Source organism: Paenimyroides viscosum, from assembly GCF_003858535.1.
GTDB classification, from domain to species: domain Bacteria; phylum Bacteroidota; class Bacteroidia; order Flavobacteriales; family Flavobacteriaceae; genus Flavobacterium; species Flavobacterium viscosum.
On record NZ_RQTJ01000007.1, the window covers coordinates 78,438 to 93,670 of the forward strand.

17 protein-coding genes are annotated in these 15,233 nt (G+C 33.7%); 12 read left to right on the forward strand and 5 right to left on the reverse strand.

The genetic code is table 11. The features are described 5' to 3' along the window. Nucleotides 1-9: 9 nt before the first annotated feature. Nucleotides 10-891, forward strand: coding sequence for an SDR family oxidoreductase (locus EG242_RS04745; RefSeq protein ID WP_162497622.1), 882 nt, complete (start codon nt 10-12; stop codon nt 889-891). A gap of 23 nt (nt 892-914) precedes the next feature. Beyond that, entirely contained in the window at nt 915-1,505 is a 591-nt protein-coding gene (locus EG242_RS04750; protein WP_235831867.1) for a hypothetical protein, read from the forward strand. A 32-nt stretch (nt 1,506-1,537) separates the two neighbouring features. On the opposite strand, the gene EG242_RS04755 is transcribed toward EG242_RS04750, so the two are convergent. Then, nucleotides 1,538-2,452, reverse strand: coding sequence for a phosphatase PAP2 family protein (locus tag EG242_RS04755; protein ID WP_124898763.1), 915 nt, complete (start codon nt 2,450-2,452; stop codon nt 1,538-1,540). Nucleotides 2,453-2,693: 241 nt separating this feature from the next. Here EG242_RS04755 and EG242_RS04760 point away from each other — a divergent pair, with 241 nt between their 5' ends. The 10 genes from EG242_RS04760 (at nt 2,694) to EG242_RS04800 (ending at nt 10,621) form a co-directional block, all read left to right on the forward strand. Next, nucleotides 2,694-3,464: a ParA family protein gene (locus EG242_RS04760; RefSeq protein WP_124898764.1), complete on the forward strand. Its 771-nt coding sequence runs from the start codon at nt 2,694-2,696 to the stop codon at nt 3,462-3,464. Then, nucleotides 3,464-4,366, forward strand: a complete 903-nt coding sequence (locus tag EG242_RS04765; protein WP_124898765.1) for a ParB/RepB/Spo0J family partition protein — start codon at nt 3,464-3,466, stop codon at nt 4,364-4,366. Before EG242_RS04760 ends, EG242_RS04765 begins: the two co-directional genes overlap by 1 nt. Further along, nucleotides 4,366-4,932: a DUF5683 domain-containing protein gene (locus EG242_RS04770; RefSeq protein ID WP_235831868.1), complete on the forward strand. Its 567-nt coding sequence runs from the start codon at nt 4,366-4,368 to the stop codon at nt 4,930-4,932. Before EG242_RS04765 ends, EG242_RS04770 begins: the two co-directional genes overlap by 1 nt. Nucleotides 4,933-4,934: 2 nt before the next feature. Beyond that, the gene (dapB, locus tag EG242_RS04775) at nt 4,935-5,636 is read left to right on the forward strand and encodes a 4-hydroxy-tetrahydrodipicolinate reductase (RefSeq protein ID WP_124898766.1); all 702 of its coding nucleotides are present in this window, start codon (nt 4,935-4,937) and stop codon (nt 5,634-5,636) included. A 214-nt stretch (nt 5,637-5,850) separates the two neighbouring features. After that, nucleotides 5,851-7,428: a signal peptidase I gene (gene lepB, locus EG242_RS04780; RefSeq protein WP_124898767.1), complete on the forward strand. Its 1,578-nt coding sequence runs from the start codon at nt 5,851-5,853 to the stop codon at nt 7,426-7,428. Then, nucleotides 7,428-8,042: a WbqC family protein gene (locus tag EG242_RS04785; protein ID WP_124898768.1), complete on the forward strand. Its 615-nt coding sequence runs from the start codon at nt 7,428-7,430 to the stop codon at nt 8,040-8,042. The genes lepB and EG242_RS04785 overlap by 1 nt, the downstream gene beginning before the upstream one ends. Nucleotides 8,043-8,164: 122 nt before the next feature. Continuing rightward, the gene (locus tag EG242_RS04790; RefSeq protein ID WP_124898769.1) at nt 8,165-8,710 is read left to right on the forward strand and encodes a hypothetical protein; all 546 of its coding nucleotides are present in this window, start codon (nt 8,165-8,167) and stop codon (nt 8,708-8,710) included. Between the two features lie 352 nt (nt 8,711-9,062). After that, nucleotides 9,063-9,239, forward strand: coding sequence for a hypothetical protein (locus EG242_RS14815; RefSeq protein WP_158608844.1), 177 nt, complete (start codon nt 9,063-9,065; stop codon nt 9,237-9,239). Beyond that, nucleotides 9,230-10,090, forward strand: a complete 861-nt coding sequence (locus EG242_RS04795; protein WP_124898770.1) for a tetratricopeptide repeat protein — start codon at nt 9,230-9,232, stop codon at nt 10,088-10,090. The genes EG242_RS14815 and EG242_RS04795 overlap by 10 nt, the downstream gene beginning before the upstream one ends. A 72-nt stretch (nt 10,091-10,162) precedes the next feature. After that, a complete protein-coding gene (locus EG242_RS04800; protein WP_124898771.1) occupies nt 10,163-10,621 on the forward strand; it encodes a lipocalin family protein in 459 nt (152 codons plus the stop codon). Nucleotides 10,622-10,643: 22 nt separating this feature from the next. On the opposite strand, the gene EG242_RS04805 is transcribed toward EG242_RS04800, so the two are convergent. From EG242_RS04805 to mutL, 4 genes are read right to left on the reverse strand one after another with little or no spacing between them, the layout of a single operon-like run. After that, nucleotides 10,644-11,687 carry an endonuclease/exonuclease/phosphatase family protein gene (locus EG242_RS04805; protein ID WP_124898772.1) on the reverse strand — a complete coding sequence of 348 codons (1,044 nt, stop codon included), beginning with the start codon at nt 11,685-11,687 and terminating at the stop codon, nt 10,644-10,646. A 4-nt stretch (nt 11,688-11,691) separates the two neighbouring features. Next, nucleotides 11,692-12,483 carry a rhomboid family protein gene (locus EG242_RS04810; protein WP_124898773.1) on the reverse strand — a complete coding sequence of 264 codons (792 nt, stop codon included), beginning with the start codon at nt 12,481-12,483 and terminating at the stop codon, nt 11,692-11,694. A 6-nt stretch (nt 12,484-12,489) separates the two neighbouring features. Then, a complete protein-coding gene (locus EG242_RS04815) occupies nt 12,490-13,245 on the reverse strand; it encodes a rhomboid family intramembrane serine protease (RefSeq protein WP_124898774.1) in 756 nt (251 codons plus the stop codon). Then, nucleotides 13,245-15,176 carry a DNA mismatch repair endonuclease MutL gene (gene mutL / locus EG242_RS04820; protein ID WP_124898775.1) on the reverse strand — a complete coding sequence of 644 codons (1,932 nt, stop codon included), beginning with the start codon at nt 15,174-15,176 and terminating at the stop codon, nt 13,245-13,247. The genes EG242_RS04815 and mutL overlap by 1 nt, the downstream gene beginning before the upstream one ends. Between the last annotated feature and the right edge of the window lie 57 nt (nt 15,177-15,233).

Here is a 15,233-nt window from a genome sequence, read left to right on the forward strand (position 1 = left end):
TAGTAAAGTATGGATTATTCTCAGAAAATGTTGCGCGACGACGCATTAAACGATAAAGTTATTATTGTAACAGGTGGCGGCAGTGGTTTAGGCAAAGCCATGACAACCTACTTTTTAGAATTAGGAGCTAAAGTAGCGATTACATCTCGCGATATAGAAAAACTACAAAATACCGCAAAAGAATTAGAAGAAAAAACCGGCGGAACATGCTTGCCAATTGCCTGTGATGTTCGTCATTACGATCAGGTAGAAAATATGTTGCAACAAGTTTTGTTGGCATTTGGAAAAGTAGATGTTTTACTAAACAATGCGGCCGGTAACTTCATCTCTCCTACCGAACGTTTATCTGCCAATGCTTTTGATACCATTATTGATATTGTCTTGAAAGGCAGCAAAAACTGTACGCTTGCTTTAGGAAAACATTGGATTGAAAAAGGCGAGAAAAACAAAGTGGTTTTAAATATTGTTACAACGTATGCTTGGACAGGATCGGGCTATGTAGTGCCAAGTGCAACAGCAAAAGCGGGTGTATTGGCAATGACGCGCAGTTTGGCGGTTGAATGGGCAAAATACGGAATTCGCATGAATGCCATTGCTCCGGGACCTTTCCCTACAAAAGGTGCTTGGGACAGATTATTGCCAGGCGAGTTAAAAGATCAGTTTGATATTACAAAACAAGTTCCATTACGACGTGTAGGCGATCATCAGGAATTAGCGAATTTAGCTGCATATTTAGTTTCCGATTTTTCGCAATACATAAACGGTGAAGTTGTTACTATCGATGGTGGTGAATGGCTGCAAGGTGCCGGCGAATTTAATATGTTGGAAAATATCCCGAAAGAATTATGGGATATGCTGGAACAAATGATAAAAGCTAAAGGGAGTAAATAATAAAACAGCTCAAATGAGCTGTTTTGAAAAAATATAAAAGCAAATTACAAATGAATCTACTTTTCGCAGCAAGAGGAAAATATGATGAAAATAATTATGAAAAATTCTCTTGGGAAAAATATAAAAATTGGTCTAAAATTTTCCAACTTGACGAACTAGTTTCGCTTGATGCAATGTTAAATGAAGATTTAGTGGAACCAAATTATGATAATGAAGAAGACTGGAAATCTATTCATATTGTCGATTTAGTTCAAACCGGATTTTATAATAATATTGATTACGTAATCAGTAAATCATCTAAAAAAGAAAAGTTCAATTTATTAGCTGTTTTAGTTGAACCTGAATATGAATGCTCTTATATAATACTTGAAGAATATGAATTCATTGGATATGATTTATTAGATCAAGATTTTTCAATAAGTGCTTTAACTAACTGTGGAGGATTTGATGAAACTTTTCTACCAAGCGAATTGAATAATAAAGGGTTATTGAATAGTTTAGATAAATCAAAAGATATTCAAAAAAGACTATTTGAAAACAATCCAGAAGAACATCACGCAGACACAAACGTAATAGCAGTTTGGCGTCACCTTAAAATCGGACGTGAGAAATAGTCACCATATCAAAAGAGTTAAATAAATTTATCCTAAAAAGTTCCAATTAAACCAATTCCGTTACCTGTAACAGAAAAATTCCACGTAATGTGTTTCTTCTGGTATTTTTCCCACGGATTTTGGTATTTCGTTTGTTCAAAACGTTTAATAACCGTTTTGGTACAAAAATATGCCAGAATTCCACCAAAAGCTACATCGCTTACCCAATGGGCATTTGCATACATTCGGCTAGCCATAGTTACCGCAGCACCCGTATAAAAAAGTCCTTTTAACCAAGGTTGCTCTACCCTTTCTGCCAAAACAAATGCGGTAACAAAAGCAATTTGCGAATGTCCCGATGGAAAAGAACTAAATCCAGGATCGTTTCTAAAAGGTCTGAATTCGTAATTCCCAAACCCTTCTGTTGGTCGGGCTCTACCCACAATTTTTTTCATGGCAGTTTGCAAAACACCCGATGTTGCGTAAGCCGATGTTAGTATCGCAGCCGTTTCCTTTGTCCATTCATCATTAATAATCCAACCGGTTGCATAAAATCCACCTGCAACAATAACTGCCGCGTAAGGTTTTCCGTTTCGGTATCCAAAATCGCCTAATTTATTGACAAATTTCCCCTGATCTCTGTTCATAAATTCGTTCACAGGTTTATCGGCAAGCGACAATAATGCCGTTCCGCCCAAAGTTGCTCCAAAAGTCAGCAGATCATCTTTCTGCCAGCGAACAGGCGACGAAAGCGTGTATAAAAAAGCATCGGTAATTCGAATAATATCCGGTGTTTTCTTGGGCATTGTATATAGCGAATCGGCAAAAACTTCAGTTTCCGTTAAACTATCTTTCGGTAGATCATCAATTTCAAAAGAATTTCGTTCAAAAGTCAATGAATCTGTTTGTGAATAACAACCTATTCCACAAACAAATAACACAATAAAAATCAATCTTTTAAAATACATTTTTATTTTTTAAAGGTGCAAATATATAAATTGAAACCGTTGTTGTAAGAATCAGCCGCAACGTATTAATGTTAATTTAACGTGAAGCCTAAATGTTTAGTATGTTATTACAAATTGAATTTAAACACAATACACGGTTATTAGCCAAAATCGTCTTAAAAAGGCAGCATAAAATATCATTAGCATTTTTAGTTAAGATAATTAATTGTATTTTTACACTTCAAATTTTTGTAAAGAAAGAATGGGTAAAATCATTGCTATAGCGAATCAAAAAGGTGGTGTCGGAAAAACTACCACTTCTGTTAATTTAGCAGCATCTTTGGGTGCTTTAGAAAAAAAAGTATTATTGATTGATGCCGATCCGCAAGCAAATGCTACTTCTGGTTTAGGTATTGATGTTGAATCGGTTGAAGCAGGAACCTATCAAATTTTAGAACACAGTGTACTACCAAAGGATGCTGCAATAGAATGTTCGGCTCCGAATGTCGATATCATTCCGGCGCATATTGACCTGGTAGCCATTGAAATTGAATTAGTAGATAAAGAAAATCGCGAGTACATGCTGAAACAGGCACTGGCTTCGATTAAAGATAAATACGATTATATTATTATCGACTGTGCACCATCGTTAGGATTGCTAACACTGAATGCTTTAACAGCTGCAGATTCTGTTGTGATCCCAATTCAATGCGAATATTTTGCTTTAGAAGGTTTGGGAAAATTGCTGAATACCATTAAAAGCGTTCAAAAAATTCACAACCCGAATTTAGATATCGAAGGATTGCTTTTAACCATGTACGATTCTCGTTTACGTTTATCAAACCAAGTGGTAGATGAAGTTCAGAAACACTTTAACGACATGGTTTTTGAAACCGTTATTCAGCGTAACGTAAAATTAAGCGAGGCTCCGTCGTTCGGCGAAAGCATCATTAATTACGATGCGGCAAGTAAAGGCGCAAGCAACTATTTAAGTTTGGCACAGGAAATTATTAAGAAAAACCCTAACAACTAATGGCAAAAGCAGTTAAAAAACAAGCGTTAGGTCGCGGTTTATCGGCACTTTTAAAAGATCCTTCTAACGATATCAAATCAATAGAAGATACAAACGCCGATAAAGTTGTTGGAAATATCATTGAATTGGAATTAGATTTTATCAAAGTAAATCCTTTTCAGCCAAGAACAAATTTTAACGAAGAAACCTTAAAAGAACTTGCAACATCTATTAAAGAACTAGGTGTTATACAGCCTATTACGGTTCGTAAAATCGATTTTAATAAATACGAATTAATTTCGGGTGAACGTCGTTTACGTGCTTCAAAACTAGCTGGTTTACAGACTATTCCGGCGTACATTCGTATTGCAAATGATAACGAATCGCTTGTAATGGCATTGGTTGAAAATATTCAGCGCCATGATTTGGATCCTATTGAAATTGCAATGTCGTACCAACGATTGATCGACGAAATTCAGCTAACACAGGAACAAATGAGCGACCGTGTTGGTAAAAAAAGATCGACTATTACCAATTATCTACGTTTGTTGCGTTTAGATCCGATTATTCAAAGCGGTATCCGCGACGGATTTATCTCTATGGGGCACGGTAGAGCAATTATCAATATTGAAGATCACGATGCACAGACAGATATCTACCACAAAATCATCAAAGAAAATTTATCTGTTCGCGAAACCGAAGCCTTGGTAAAAGCTTATCAGGAAGGTTTGCTGAATAATGGAAGTGTTCCTGTAAAGAAAAAAATCACATACACAATTTCAGATTCGCAACGTAAAATATTTACAGAGTTTTTCGGAGCTAAAGTAGATGTAAAAATTGCAGCAAACGGTAAAGGTGCCATCAATGTACCTTTTCATTCAGCAGAAGATTTAGAACGTATCATTAAACTTTTAAACAAATAGTGTTTTCTAAGTTCTATATAATTGCTTTCGGTTTGTTTTTTGGAACTGTTTGGGCACAAAATGACACCTTAAAAGTGGTTCAGCCCCAATTACCTAAATTAACTGCACAGGCGTTAAACCCTTTGGCGCCAGCTAAAGCGGCTTTTTATTCGGCAATTTTACCGGGTTTGGGTCAGTATTACAACAAAAGTTATTGGAAAATTCCTTTGGTTTACGGCGGAATGGGTGCAAGCACGTATTTTTATATTGATAACCAAAAAAAATATACACGTGCCCGCGACGAATACAAATTACGCTTGCGCGGTATTGACAGAACAGACAATCCAAAAGTAGGTTCGTACACACAAGATCAATTAGCTACTGTTCAGCGAAACGCACAACGAAACCGCGATTTATCACTATTTATTACCATTGGAATTTATATTTTAAATATTGTTGATGCCAATGTAGATGCGCATTTACAACAGTTTAACGTAGATGAAGATTTAAGTTTTAAGCCAAACTTAGAATACAATCCCGTAATTAACCAACACCATTTTAACGTTAATGTAAGTTACAGATTTTAATTATGAAAATAGCATTATTAGGCTACGGAAGAATGGGCAAAGAAATTGAAAAAATTGCCTTAGAACGTGGACACGAAATAGTTTTAAGAAAAACAGAAGAAAACGATTATAGCGGATTGGAATATGCCGATGTGGCGATTGATTTCAGTATTCCAACAGCTGCAACAGAAAATATCAGCACGTGTTTTAACCACAATATTCCGGTAGTTTCGGGCACAACAGGTTGGTTGGAACATTATAATGATATGACGGATTTATGTCAAGAAAAAAACGGCGCTTTTTTATACGGATCGAACTTTAGCGTAGGTGTCAATTTGTTTTTTGAACTGAATTCGTATTTGGCAAAACTAATGGCGAATATTAAAGAATATAATGTATCGATGGAAGAAATTCATCATACCCAAAAATTAGATGCCCCAAGTGGAACAGCCATTACATTAGCGCAAGGAATCATTGCCGAAACAGATTATAAGCAGTGGACAATGGATAACGCAAACGACAACGAAATCTACATCGATGCCAAACGTATTGAAGATGTCCCGGGAACACATAGTGTTTTTTATAAATCAGCCGTTGATGAAATAGAAATAAAACATACCGCATTTTCACGTCAGGGCTTTGCCTTAGGCGCTGTGATTGCAGCCGAATGGATTTTAGGCAAAAAAGGGATCTTTACCATGAAAGATGTTTTGAATTTAGGTTAAGACAAAAAATATAACACATAGATTATTGAAATTTCTAAACAAAAAATAACTTAATCAATACTATGTTTTATTTTGTCAAAGACAAATCTATGTATCCTTATTAATAAAGCTAATAGCAATAAAAAACTATGTGGTAAAAAAACATTCGTTATTTTTGTTGCAGAGCAAAAGTAATTTTATAAAAAAAAGTATATTCGTTAAAAATATTTAGGTTATGACATTTACAGAATGGTTTTTATTTTTCCTTGCAGTTCAGGTAATTCATTTTCTGGGCACTTGGAAATTATATGTAAAAGCAGGCAGAAAAGCATGGGAAGCAGCAGTACCTGTTTACAATGCAGTTGTTTTAATGCAGATAATTAACCGACCAAAATGGTGGGTTGTTTTACTGTTTATTCCTATTGTAAACTTAATCATGTTTCCGGTTGTTTGGGTTGAAACCTTACGCAGTTTTGGTAAAAACTCTACTGTAGACACCATTTTAGCCGTAGTAACGTTAGGTTTTTACGTGTATTATGTTAACTATTTTGAAAACGTTACCTACATACAAAATCGAAGTATAAAACCAAAAACCGAAGCTGGCGAAACCGTAAGTTCTGTATTATTTGCAGTAATAGTAGCAACCATTATTCATACGTTTTTTATACAGCCGTTTACTATTCCGACTTCATCGTTAGAAAAAACCTTGCTTGTAGGCGATTTCTTATTTGTAAGTAAAGTGAACTATGGTGCACGCGTGCCGCAAACAGCCATTGCTTTTCCAATGGTACATGATACCATTCCGTTGGCAAAAGTAAAATCGTACAGTAAATTTCCACAGATACCTGAAATGCGTTTCCCTGGTTTTGAAAAACCAGAGCACAACGACATTATGGTTTTTAACTGGCCTGTTGATACTATTCCTTATTTTGGATACAGAGGATCGGAGCGTTTTGACAAGCCGATGGATAAAAAATCGAACTACGTTAAAAGAACCGTTGGTTTACCTGGTGATAATTTAGAGATTAAAGACGGGGTTTTATACATAAACAATAAAGTATTGGAATTAGGCGATCGTGCGAAGATTCAGTATTCTTATGATGTAACAACAAATGGTGCTCCTTTAGATGTTAATTTTTTAATTAATGATTTAAAAGTTACCGATGGTGCAATGCAGTTATCAACAAATACTTATAGAATTTTTGCTTTATCTGAAGAAGGCGCCGAACGTTTAAAACAACTTTCATCTATAACCGAAGTAAAAAGAAATGTAGAGAAAGGATCTGAATTTCATCCTTTTAAAACAAGTACTTTAGCTATTTTCCCTCATAACAAACCTTGGACACGCGACAATTTAGGTCCGATACATATTCCTGCAAAAGGTGAAGTTGTTCAGTTAACAACCGAAACATTGCCTTTATATAAAGGAATTATTACCGATTACGAACACAACAAGTTAGAAGTTAAAAACGGATCGATTTTTATTAACGATCAACCTGCAACAACCTACACCATTCAGCAAGATTATTACTATATGATGGGAGACAACCGTCATAATTCTGAAGACAGCCGTTATTGGGGCTTTGTTCCTGCCGATCATATAGTAGGAAAACCGGTTTTCATCTGGATGAGCATGGATCCTAACGTTCCAATGGGTAAATTGTTCGATAAAATTCGTTGGGAGCGTTTATTTACAACCGTTCACGGCACAGGCAAACCACACTCTTTCTTCATCTATTTCGTAATTATTTTAGTGGGTTGGACAGGTTACAGCTTCATTAAAAAACGCAAGGCAAAAAAGTATAAATATTAATGAGTATTTTAGTACATCCCACCTATTTTCCATCGGTCAGTCATTTTGTAGCGATGCTTCAAGCTGATGCTGTGGTATTTGAGGCAGATGATAATTTCCAGAAACAAACAAACCGCAACCGTATGTACATTTACAGTGCAAACGGTTTGCAATTGTTAAACATACCGGTTAAACACAGTACAGAACCGAATCAAAAATACCGCGACGTTAAAATAGAGAACGATTTTAACTGGCAAAAACAACACTTTAAATCGTTGGAAGCCGGTTACAGGACATCACCTTATTTTGAATTTTTTGAGGATGATATTCGTCCGCTTTTTGAAAAAAAACACTCTTTTTTAATGGATCTAAATTTAGAAACCCATGAAATTGTAACAGATTGTTTAGGTATAAAAATTCCGTACACCAAAACCGACGAATATTTTAAAGAACCTTCTCAAACCGATTTCAGATACCTTGCAAACGGTAAAAAAGACGAAAACGTTTTTGATGAGTACATTCAGGTTTTTAACGACAAGCACGGTTTTTTAAATAATTTAAGCATTTTAGATTTGCTTTTTAACGAAGGCAGACACGCTGTTGACTATCTAAAAAAACAAACTTTAATAAAATAAGAAAAGGAGATTTCAGATTGAAATCTCCTTTTTACTTATATACAAAACACTTATATATTTGTTAAAAGCAGTTGTTATAAAAATTTACTTCCTATTTTCGTGAAAACACTTATAAAAACAAAATGACAAAAACACTAGTACTATTTTTCTCTCTTTTTTCAGCTACTTTTTGCTGGGCACAAAACAAGACTGAAACTGATTTGTATGTATCTGGATATGCTATTGAAAATATTAATTATCCTACCAATTTCTTTCTTGAGTTTAAAAATGATTCAATTTATCTGATTAATTCTAAAAAAGAAATACATGTAGTTTTAAGAGACAATAAAGTTTCAAAAGATTCTATTGGAAATATAGTCATTAAGAAAAATAGAGAATCGCTAATTCTTAATTTTATATATGATGATGGTTCCGTTTTAGACTACACTTTTTTTAAAACCGTAAAAGATGTTTCTATTTCTAAAGATATATTGGAAACACTATCAAACAATACCTTTGAAACACAAATAGACAAAACATTCAGCAGTCCTAATAGCGATTTAAAAATAAAAAAATCATATACCTTTTCAAAAGATTCACTTTTAATTGTACATAATTATTTTTTACAGAATAAATTAATGTATGTAGAAAAAGAGCGTGTTCCATACAAATTGATAGAAAAAAAATAACCTTCATTTTTTTGAAATTAGACACTCAAAAGAAAATGATACCAAAAGACTATATCAAATTATCAAATTAAACAAAAACACTATTACATTAGTTCATTACGACCAACTAGAAAAAATTACCGAAACATTTAAAAAATCAACTTCGAAACATATTGCCAAAAAAGAGTTTAGTGTTTGTTTAGATACCCATCCCAAAGAGTATTATAACGGAGATTACACCTACACAAAAGGCAATAATTATATTTTATCAAAAATTGGCAAAAATGCACCTTCAGCTAAAGGAAATGGATACATAACCATACATTTTACCATTAATTGTAATAAAGAAATTGGGCGTTTTGGTGTTAAACAAATGGATACATCTTATCAGCCTGCAAATTATAACCCTGATCTTATAAAACATTTAATAAATGAGATCGCTCTTTTAAAAGACTGGCCCGATTTTGTAATAAATTCCCATCAATATGATATTCACGCGTTTTTAATGTTTAAAATTAAAGATGGTAAAATTGTAGATTTATGTCCATAAAAAACCTAACACTTATATTTCTCGCAATTATTTTTATTTCTTGTAAATCAACAAAAAGCGAAAATCCATTTGCACATCTTTCAACCGAAGAACGCGCAAAATTGGCAGATTATTATCATGAAGAATCTATGAAATTTAATCCATGGTTTCAAACGGGAAAATTACATCGAATTTATAAAGACAGTGCTTTACTGGCTGTTCCTGATCATGTGGAATATATGCAGCGGGCATCTTACTCCTATAAAAAAGCGGGCGAACACATAAAAGCTATGGAAATGCTAAATAAAGCTGTAGCAATAGATACTACTAACGGAAAAACAGCTGCATTGGAATATAAAGCATGGAGCATGTTGTATTTTTACCATGATTACAAAAGTACCATTAAAGATGTGGACAAAATTATTGAAATAAGTAAAATTCCTAATAAAAGCTGTCATGGAGAATCGTGTTTGCTTTTAAAGGCGCAAGCGTACTATCAATTAGGTGAATATAAAAAAGCCATTGAAACGTTTGATTATTTATTTACCCTTCTTAAAGAGCAAGGTGTAAATCCAAAAGATGACTTTCTAGCGAATTTCTATATGGCGCGGAGTTATTTTAAATTGAATGATTTAGACAAATCGCTTTTTTATTTACAAGAACAATTAAGTATGCCCTATAGTGTAAAAGCCGAATTGAACTTTTATGCCGGACAGATTTATATTTTAAAAAATGATACCGAAAAAGCAAAACAACATTTTTTAAAGGCAAAGGAATTATATCTGCAAAACGATAAGATGAACGAACCTTATATTGAACGTTTCGATGAAATTTTCATGAATGATATTAATTTAGAAATCAGTAAATTATAGTTATAAAACAGGAAATGTTTTTTTTATTCATTTATAAAACTATCTTTGCTGAAAATTTAATAATATTTACTTATGAAAAAAATAGTATTTTTCTCAGCATTATTGTCTTTATCTTTAGTTAGTTGTGGTGATGACGACAAACCACAAGATCAAACTCCAATTGTTCAAGACCCTTTAGTTGGTAAATGGAATATGGTTAAAGGAGAATTTTATCAAAATGGTAATTTAGTTCTGGAAGAATATTTAAAACCTGGTGATTGCAATTATGATTTTTATGAATTAAAAACTGGTGGAGTAAAGGACGAAGTTTATCATGATGAAGATACTGATTGTGCACAATACAATTATAATGGAACTTGGGCGTACAATTCAGCTGCAAAACAAGTTACTTTAGTCGATGAAGAAGATGGTTATACTATGGTAGTAGAGGTAATTTCTGTAACTGCTAGTGATTTAAAAATTAAATTAATTAGTGAAGAAGGCGAACCATTACCTGAAGGTATAGAAGTATTCACTTACTTAAAAAAATAATTCAATAAAAAAGGATAACATTTTAGTTATCCTTTTTTTTATCTTTCATATTCAATCGTGCCATTATTGGAAAATGATCAGAATTTTTAAAATCTTTAAAAGTTTTAAATTCTTTCACTTCAAACACCTCATCAACCAGAATATAATCAATTCGGGCAGGATAATATTTGTAGTTATAGGTTTTTCCGAAACCTTTGCCCGCTTCAACAAACGCATCATTCATATCGCCGATAATGTTTTTATAAACGTATGAAAACGCCGTATTGTTCATATCGCCACAGATAATTTTATGTCCTTTAAAATCTTCCATGTGTGCTTGGATCAATTCCGACTGTAATTGCTGAACTTTAAACGCTTCGCTTAATCGATTAAAAATTCGTTTTGATTTACTTTCGTTAATCTCATTGATATCCGGACTGATATTTACCGATTGCAAATGAATACTGTACACGCGAATGGTATCCTTATTTTTTACGATATCGGCATAAACTACATTGTTGTCTGAATTTGGTAAAGCAATTTCACCTTCATCAATAATTCGGAATTTAGAAAAAATTGCCTGACCCGTTTTAATTTTGTTTCCGTGCATAATAATATGTCGGAACTTATAATCGTCTAATTCATAATCTGCCGATTTGGAATATTCTTGAAAACAAATGATATCCGGATTTTGTTCTTCAATAAAACGTTTAATGTTTTCGGCAACGTTTTCGTTCGGCATCCAATTAAACAAATTAAACAACCGAACATTATAACTTAAAACGGTAAAATCTGATTCTATTACTTCTTCGTTTTTCGATGTGAACTTATAGAATTTGGTAAAGAAAGTATATCCTATTAAAAAAACAACAACTGATAAAAAAACTTGTTTTTTAAATTGAATTGCCCAATACACCACAAATACTAAATTTAGTATTAAAAGTGTTGGTAATATTAAGGTAAGAACAGATAAAAACGGAAATAATTTAGGCGCCATTGATGGCAATAAATAACCCATTAATGTTAGTACCACCAACATTATGTTTAAAGCATAAGCTATTTTATTAAACCATTTTAATTGTTTCATGAACTTATTTTTGCTTAAACAAAAATTCTTTTTCTTCTTTGGTAAGACTGTCGTACCCCGATTTGCTAATTTTGTCTAAGATAACATCTATTTGTTTTTGAACGCTATTATCGGCAGAATTATTTTTAGTTTGATTGATTTTATTATGAACCGTTCGTAAATTGGTTTTTACTTTTGATTTTTTAAGACTGCTTACAGAAAATCCACCCAAGTATTTGCCGTAGCAAAATCCAAAAATGCTTCCGCCAATGTGAGCTAGATGTCCGCCTGCATTATCAAAAAATAGTTGAAACAGATCTAATCCTAAAGATAACAGAGCGATATAATATATTGGAATGGTTGTTATAATAACATTTACACGCATATCAGGTTTATATCCAACAACCGTAAAAAAAACAGCCATTACAGCACCCGATGCTCCTACAACATAACTTTGCAGACCTATAATATTCGCTACTAAAAAATAGAAAAATCCGGCTGCAATACCGCCTAAAAAATAGGCTTTAAGAAATTGCTTGTTATTAAAAAACGTAAAAAACAGCATGCTGAAAAGATACAGCATTAACATATTAAACAGCAAATGCATAACATCGGCATGCAAAAAACTGTAGCTAACAAACTGCCAAATACGGTAATTAAATATTTTAAAGTTGCTAAACAACGCCAATTGTTCGATAATTGTTTTGTAAAAACCTGCATCGGCAAATTTCATAAGCATAACAATAACGCTTATTATGCTTACTACAATAATAAGTTTTACTTCAACCGATAGATTCTTAATATCGAACTTTTGCATAATTTATTATTTATCCCAACGGAATTGATCGAACTGTTTTTTCTTCCAAAACCACATCAATAAAAAGCCTACTACAGCGCCACCAATGTGTGCAAAATGAGCAATTCCTGTTCCACCTGATCCAAAAATAGCTGCACCTTTAAATCCTAAAACTAAATCTAAAAGTAAAACTCCTGGTACAAAATATTTAGCTTTAATTGGTACAGGTATAAAAAGTAAACCTAAACCTGCATTTGGAAACATAAAAGCAAACGCTACTAATAAACCGTAAATAGCTCCCGAAGCGCCTACCGCTACTGATAAATACGATGATCCTAAAGCTTGAATACCATCTTGCGTAACATATTCTTGCCAACGCGTATCAATTTGTCCGCTATTTAATAATGCAAATATTTCGTTTTCATTAAAACCATTTAAGGTTAATGTACTTACAACATCATGTATTTGCCAAAAATTAACGGCTGTATGTAAAACGGCTGCTCCTAACCCACATAAAATATAGAAAAGTATAAACTTTTTACCACCCCATATTTGTTCCAAAACCGAACCAAATGAATATAAGGCAAACATATTAAATAAAATATGCGAAAAACCGCCATGCATAAACATGTGCGTTATTGGTTGCCAGAATTGAAATGCAGGATTTTGGAAATAGTATAGTGGGAAATAATCATTCAATATCGGCATAAAAAAATTAGCCGCTATAAATAATATTGCGTTTACAATTAATAATTGTTTTACTACTGGAGTAATCTGATTCATTACATAAATTTTTTATCAATATCTTCTACCTTCATGGTAATAAAAGTAGTTTTGCCAAAGGGCGATGTTTGCGGATCTTCGCATCCAAACAAACTGTTTACAATATTTTCTTGTTCTTTATCGCTTAAATACGTGCCGGTTTTTACCGCCAAACTCTGTGCCAGCGATTTTGCAATTCTATCGTGTAAAACATCAACATTTGTTGGTGTATCGTCTTGTAAATCGTTTAAAAGATCTTCTAAAACAATAGAAACCTCGCTTTCAGTAATCGAAACCGGAATACCTAAAATTACAATTTTTTCGTTAGAAATTTCATCGAATAAAAATCCCATTTGAATTAATTCGTCCTGTAGATTTTTAAGCAGTTCCATTTCATAAACACCGTAATACAAAGACAAAGGAAACAATAGCTGCTGACTTGCATTTTGCTTTACCGTGAACGAACGCATGTAATGTTCGTACAAAATTCGCTGATGTGCCCTGCGTTGGTCTATAATAATCATGCCCGATTTTATCGGACTAATGATGTATTTTTTTTGAAACTGATACGATTGCTGATGATTGGTTGGCTGCGAAGCATCGTCATCAAACAACGATCCGGTGATTACTTCTTCATCAAACTGATGATTTGCCGATGTTAGAATGATTTCTTTTGCGTCTGAAATACCTTCGTACAACGTTTCCCAACCGCCCGATTTATGTTTACGATCTTGAAACGATGCATTGCTTTGAAAGGAACTTCCCGACGTCTTTGGCTTGACACTTTCGAACGGATTAAAGCTAGAACCCATTTGTCCTGCAAGGTTACTCGCCGATTTCATGCTTTCAAACGGATTGAAAAAGGTGTCAATGGCAACCGTTGGTTCGTTAGATTTTGTTCCTTCATAACTATAAGGAACTTCTAAATCACCATCTTTCTGAAAATCCAAAACCGGCGAAACATTAAACTGACCCAAACTGTGTTTTATTGTTGCACGTAAAATAGCGTACAAAGCTTGTTCGTCGTCAAACTTAATTTCTGTTTTTGTTGGGTGAATGTTTATATCGATACTGTTTGGCGGCAACGATAAATACAAAAAGTAACTCGGGTGCGTTCCGTCTTTCAACAAACCTTCAAAAGCAGCTGTAACGGCATGGTGCAGATATCCACTTTTTATAAATCGATCGTTCACAAAAAAGAATTGCTCTCCCCTGCTCTTTTTAGCAAATTCGGGTTTTGCAACAAAACCATGAACTTCTACAATCTCTGTGGTTTCCTGAACTGGAACTAATTTTTCATTGGTTTTTCCGCCAAAAACATTAACAATACGCTGACGGAAATTAGATGACGGCAAATTGAATAGTTCTGCACCGTTGTTTATAAAAGTAAACTGAATGTTGTTATGTGCCAAAGCAACACGCTCAAACTCATCAATCACGTGGCGTAATTCTACCTGATCTGATTTCAAGAAATTTCGTCGAGCAGGAATATTAAAAAATAGATTTTTAACTGAAAACGATGTTCCGCTAGGTACAACAGCAATTTCTTGAGATACAATTTTACTACCTTCAATAATTACATGCGTTCCTAATTCGGAAATATGTTCTTTAGATTTTAGTTCAACGTGGGCAATTGCGGCAATAGAAGCCAATGCTTCGCCACGAAAACCTTTTGTTTGTAATTGGAATAAATCTTCGGCTATTGATATTTTTGATGTTGCATGACGTTCAAAACACATACGCGCATCAATTTCGTTCATTCCTTTACCGTCATCAATTACCTGAATCAGCGTTTTACCTGCATCTTTAATTACCAGTTTAATGGCTGTTGCACCTGCATCTACGGCATTTTCGAGTAATTCTTTAACTACCGATGCGGGTCTTTGCACCACTTCGCCGGCGGCAATCTGGTTGGCAACGTGATCGGGCAATAAACGTATAACGCTTGACATGTATTGTTGTACTTTTTTTAATGATTTACAAAAATACAATTTTATGTGGGATTATAC

Coding starts and splice junctions, on each gene's coding strand:
- EG242_RS04745 (WP_162497622.1), top strand. CDS start 10: ATGGATTATTCTCAGAAAATGTTGCGCGACGACGCATTAAACGATAAA.
- EG242_RS04755 (WP_124898763.1), bottom strand. CDS start 2,452: ATGTATTTTAAAAGATTGATTTTTATTGTGTTATTTGTTTGTGGAATA.
- EG242_RS04760 (WP_124898764.1), top strand. CDS start 2,694: ATGGGTAAAATCATTGCTATAGCGAATCAAAAAGGTGGTGTCGGAAAA.
- EG242_RS04765 (WP_124898765.1), top strand. CDS start 3,464: ATGGCAAAAGCAGTTAAAAAACAAGCGTTAGGTCGCGGTTTATCGGCA.
- dapB (WP_124898766.1), top strand. CDS start 4,935: ATGAAAATAGCATTATTAGGCTACGGAAGAATGGGCAAAGAAATTGAA.
- lepB (WP_124898767.1), top strand. CDS start 5,851: ATGACATTTACAGAATGGTTTTTATTTTTCCTTGCAGTTCAGGTAATT.
- EG242_RS04785 (WP_124898768.1), top strand. CDS start 7,428: ATGAGTATTTTAGTACATCCCACCTATTTTCCATCGGTCAGTCATTTT.
- EG242_RS04790 (WP_124898769.1), top strand. CDS start 8,165: ATGACAAAAACACTAGTACTATTTTTCTCTCTTTTTTCAGCTACTTTT.
- EG242_RS14815 (WP_158608844.1), top strand. CDS start 9,063: ATGGATACATCTTATCAGCCTGCAAATTATAACCCTGATCTTATAAAA.
- EG242_RS04795 (WP_124898770.1), top strand. CDS start 9,230: ATGTCCATAAAAAACCTAACACTTATATTTCTCGCAATTATTTTTATT.
- EG242_RS04800 (WP_124898771.1), top strand. CDS start 10,163: ATGAAAAAAATAGTATTTTTCTCAGCATTATTGTCTTTATCTTTAGTT.
- EG242_RS04805 (WP_124898772.1), bottom strand. CDS start 11,687: ATGAAACAATTAAAATGGTTTAATAAAATAGCTTATGCTTTAAACATA.
- EG242_RS04810 (WP_124898773.1), bottom strand. CDS start 12,483: ATGCAAAAGTTCGATATTAAGAATCTATCGGTTGAAGTAAAACTTATT.
- EG242_RS04815 (WP_124898774.1), bottom strand. CDS start 13,245: ATGAATCAGATTACTCCAGTAGTAAAACAATTATTAATTGTAAACGCA.
- mutL (WP_124898775.1), bottom strand. CDS start 15,176: ATGTCAAGCGTTATACGTTTATTGCCCGATCACGTTGCCAACCAGATT.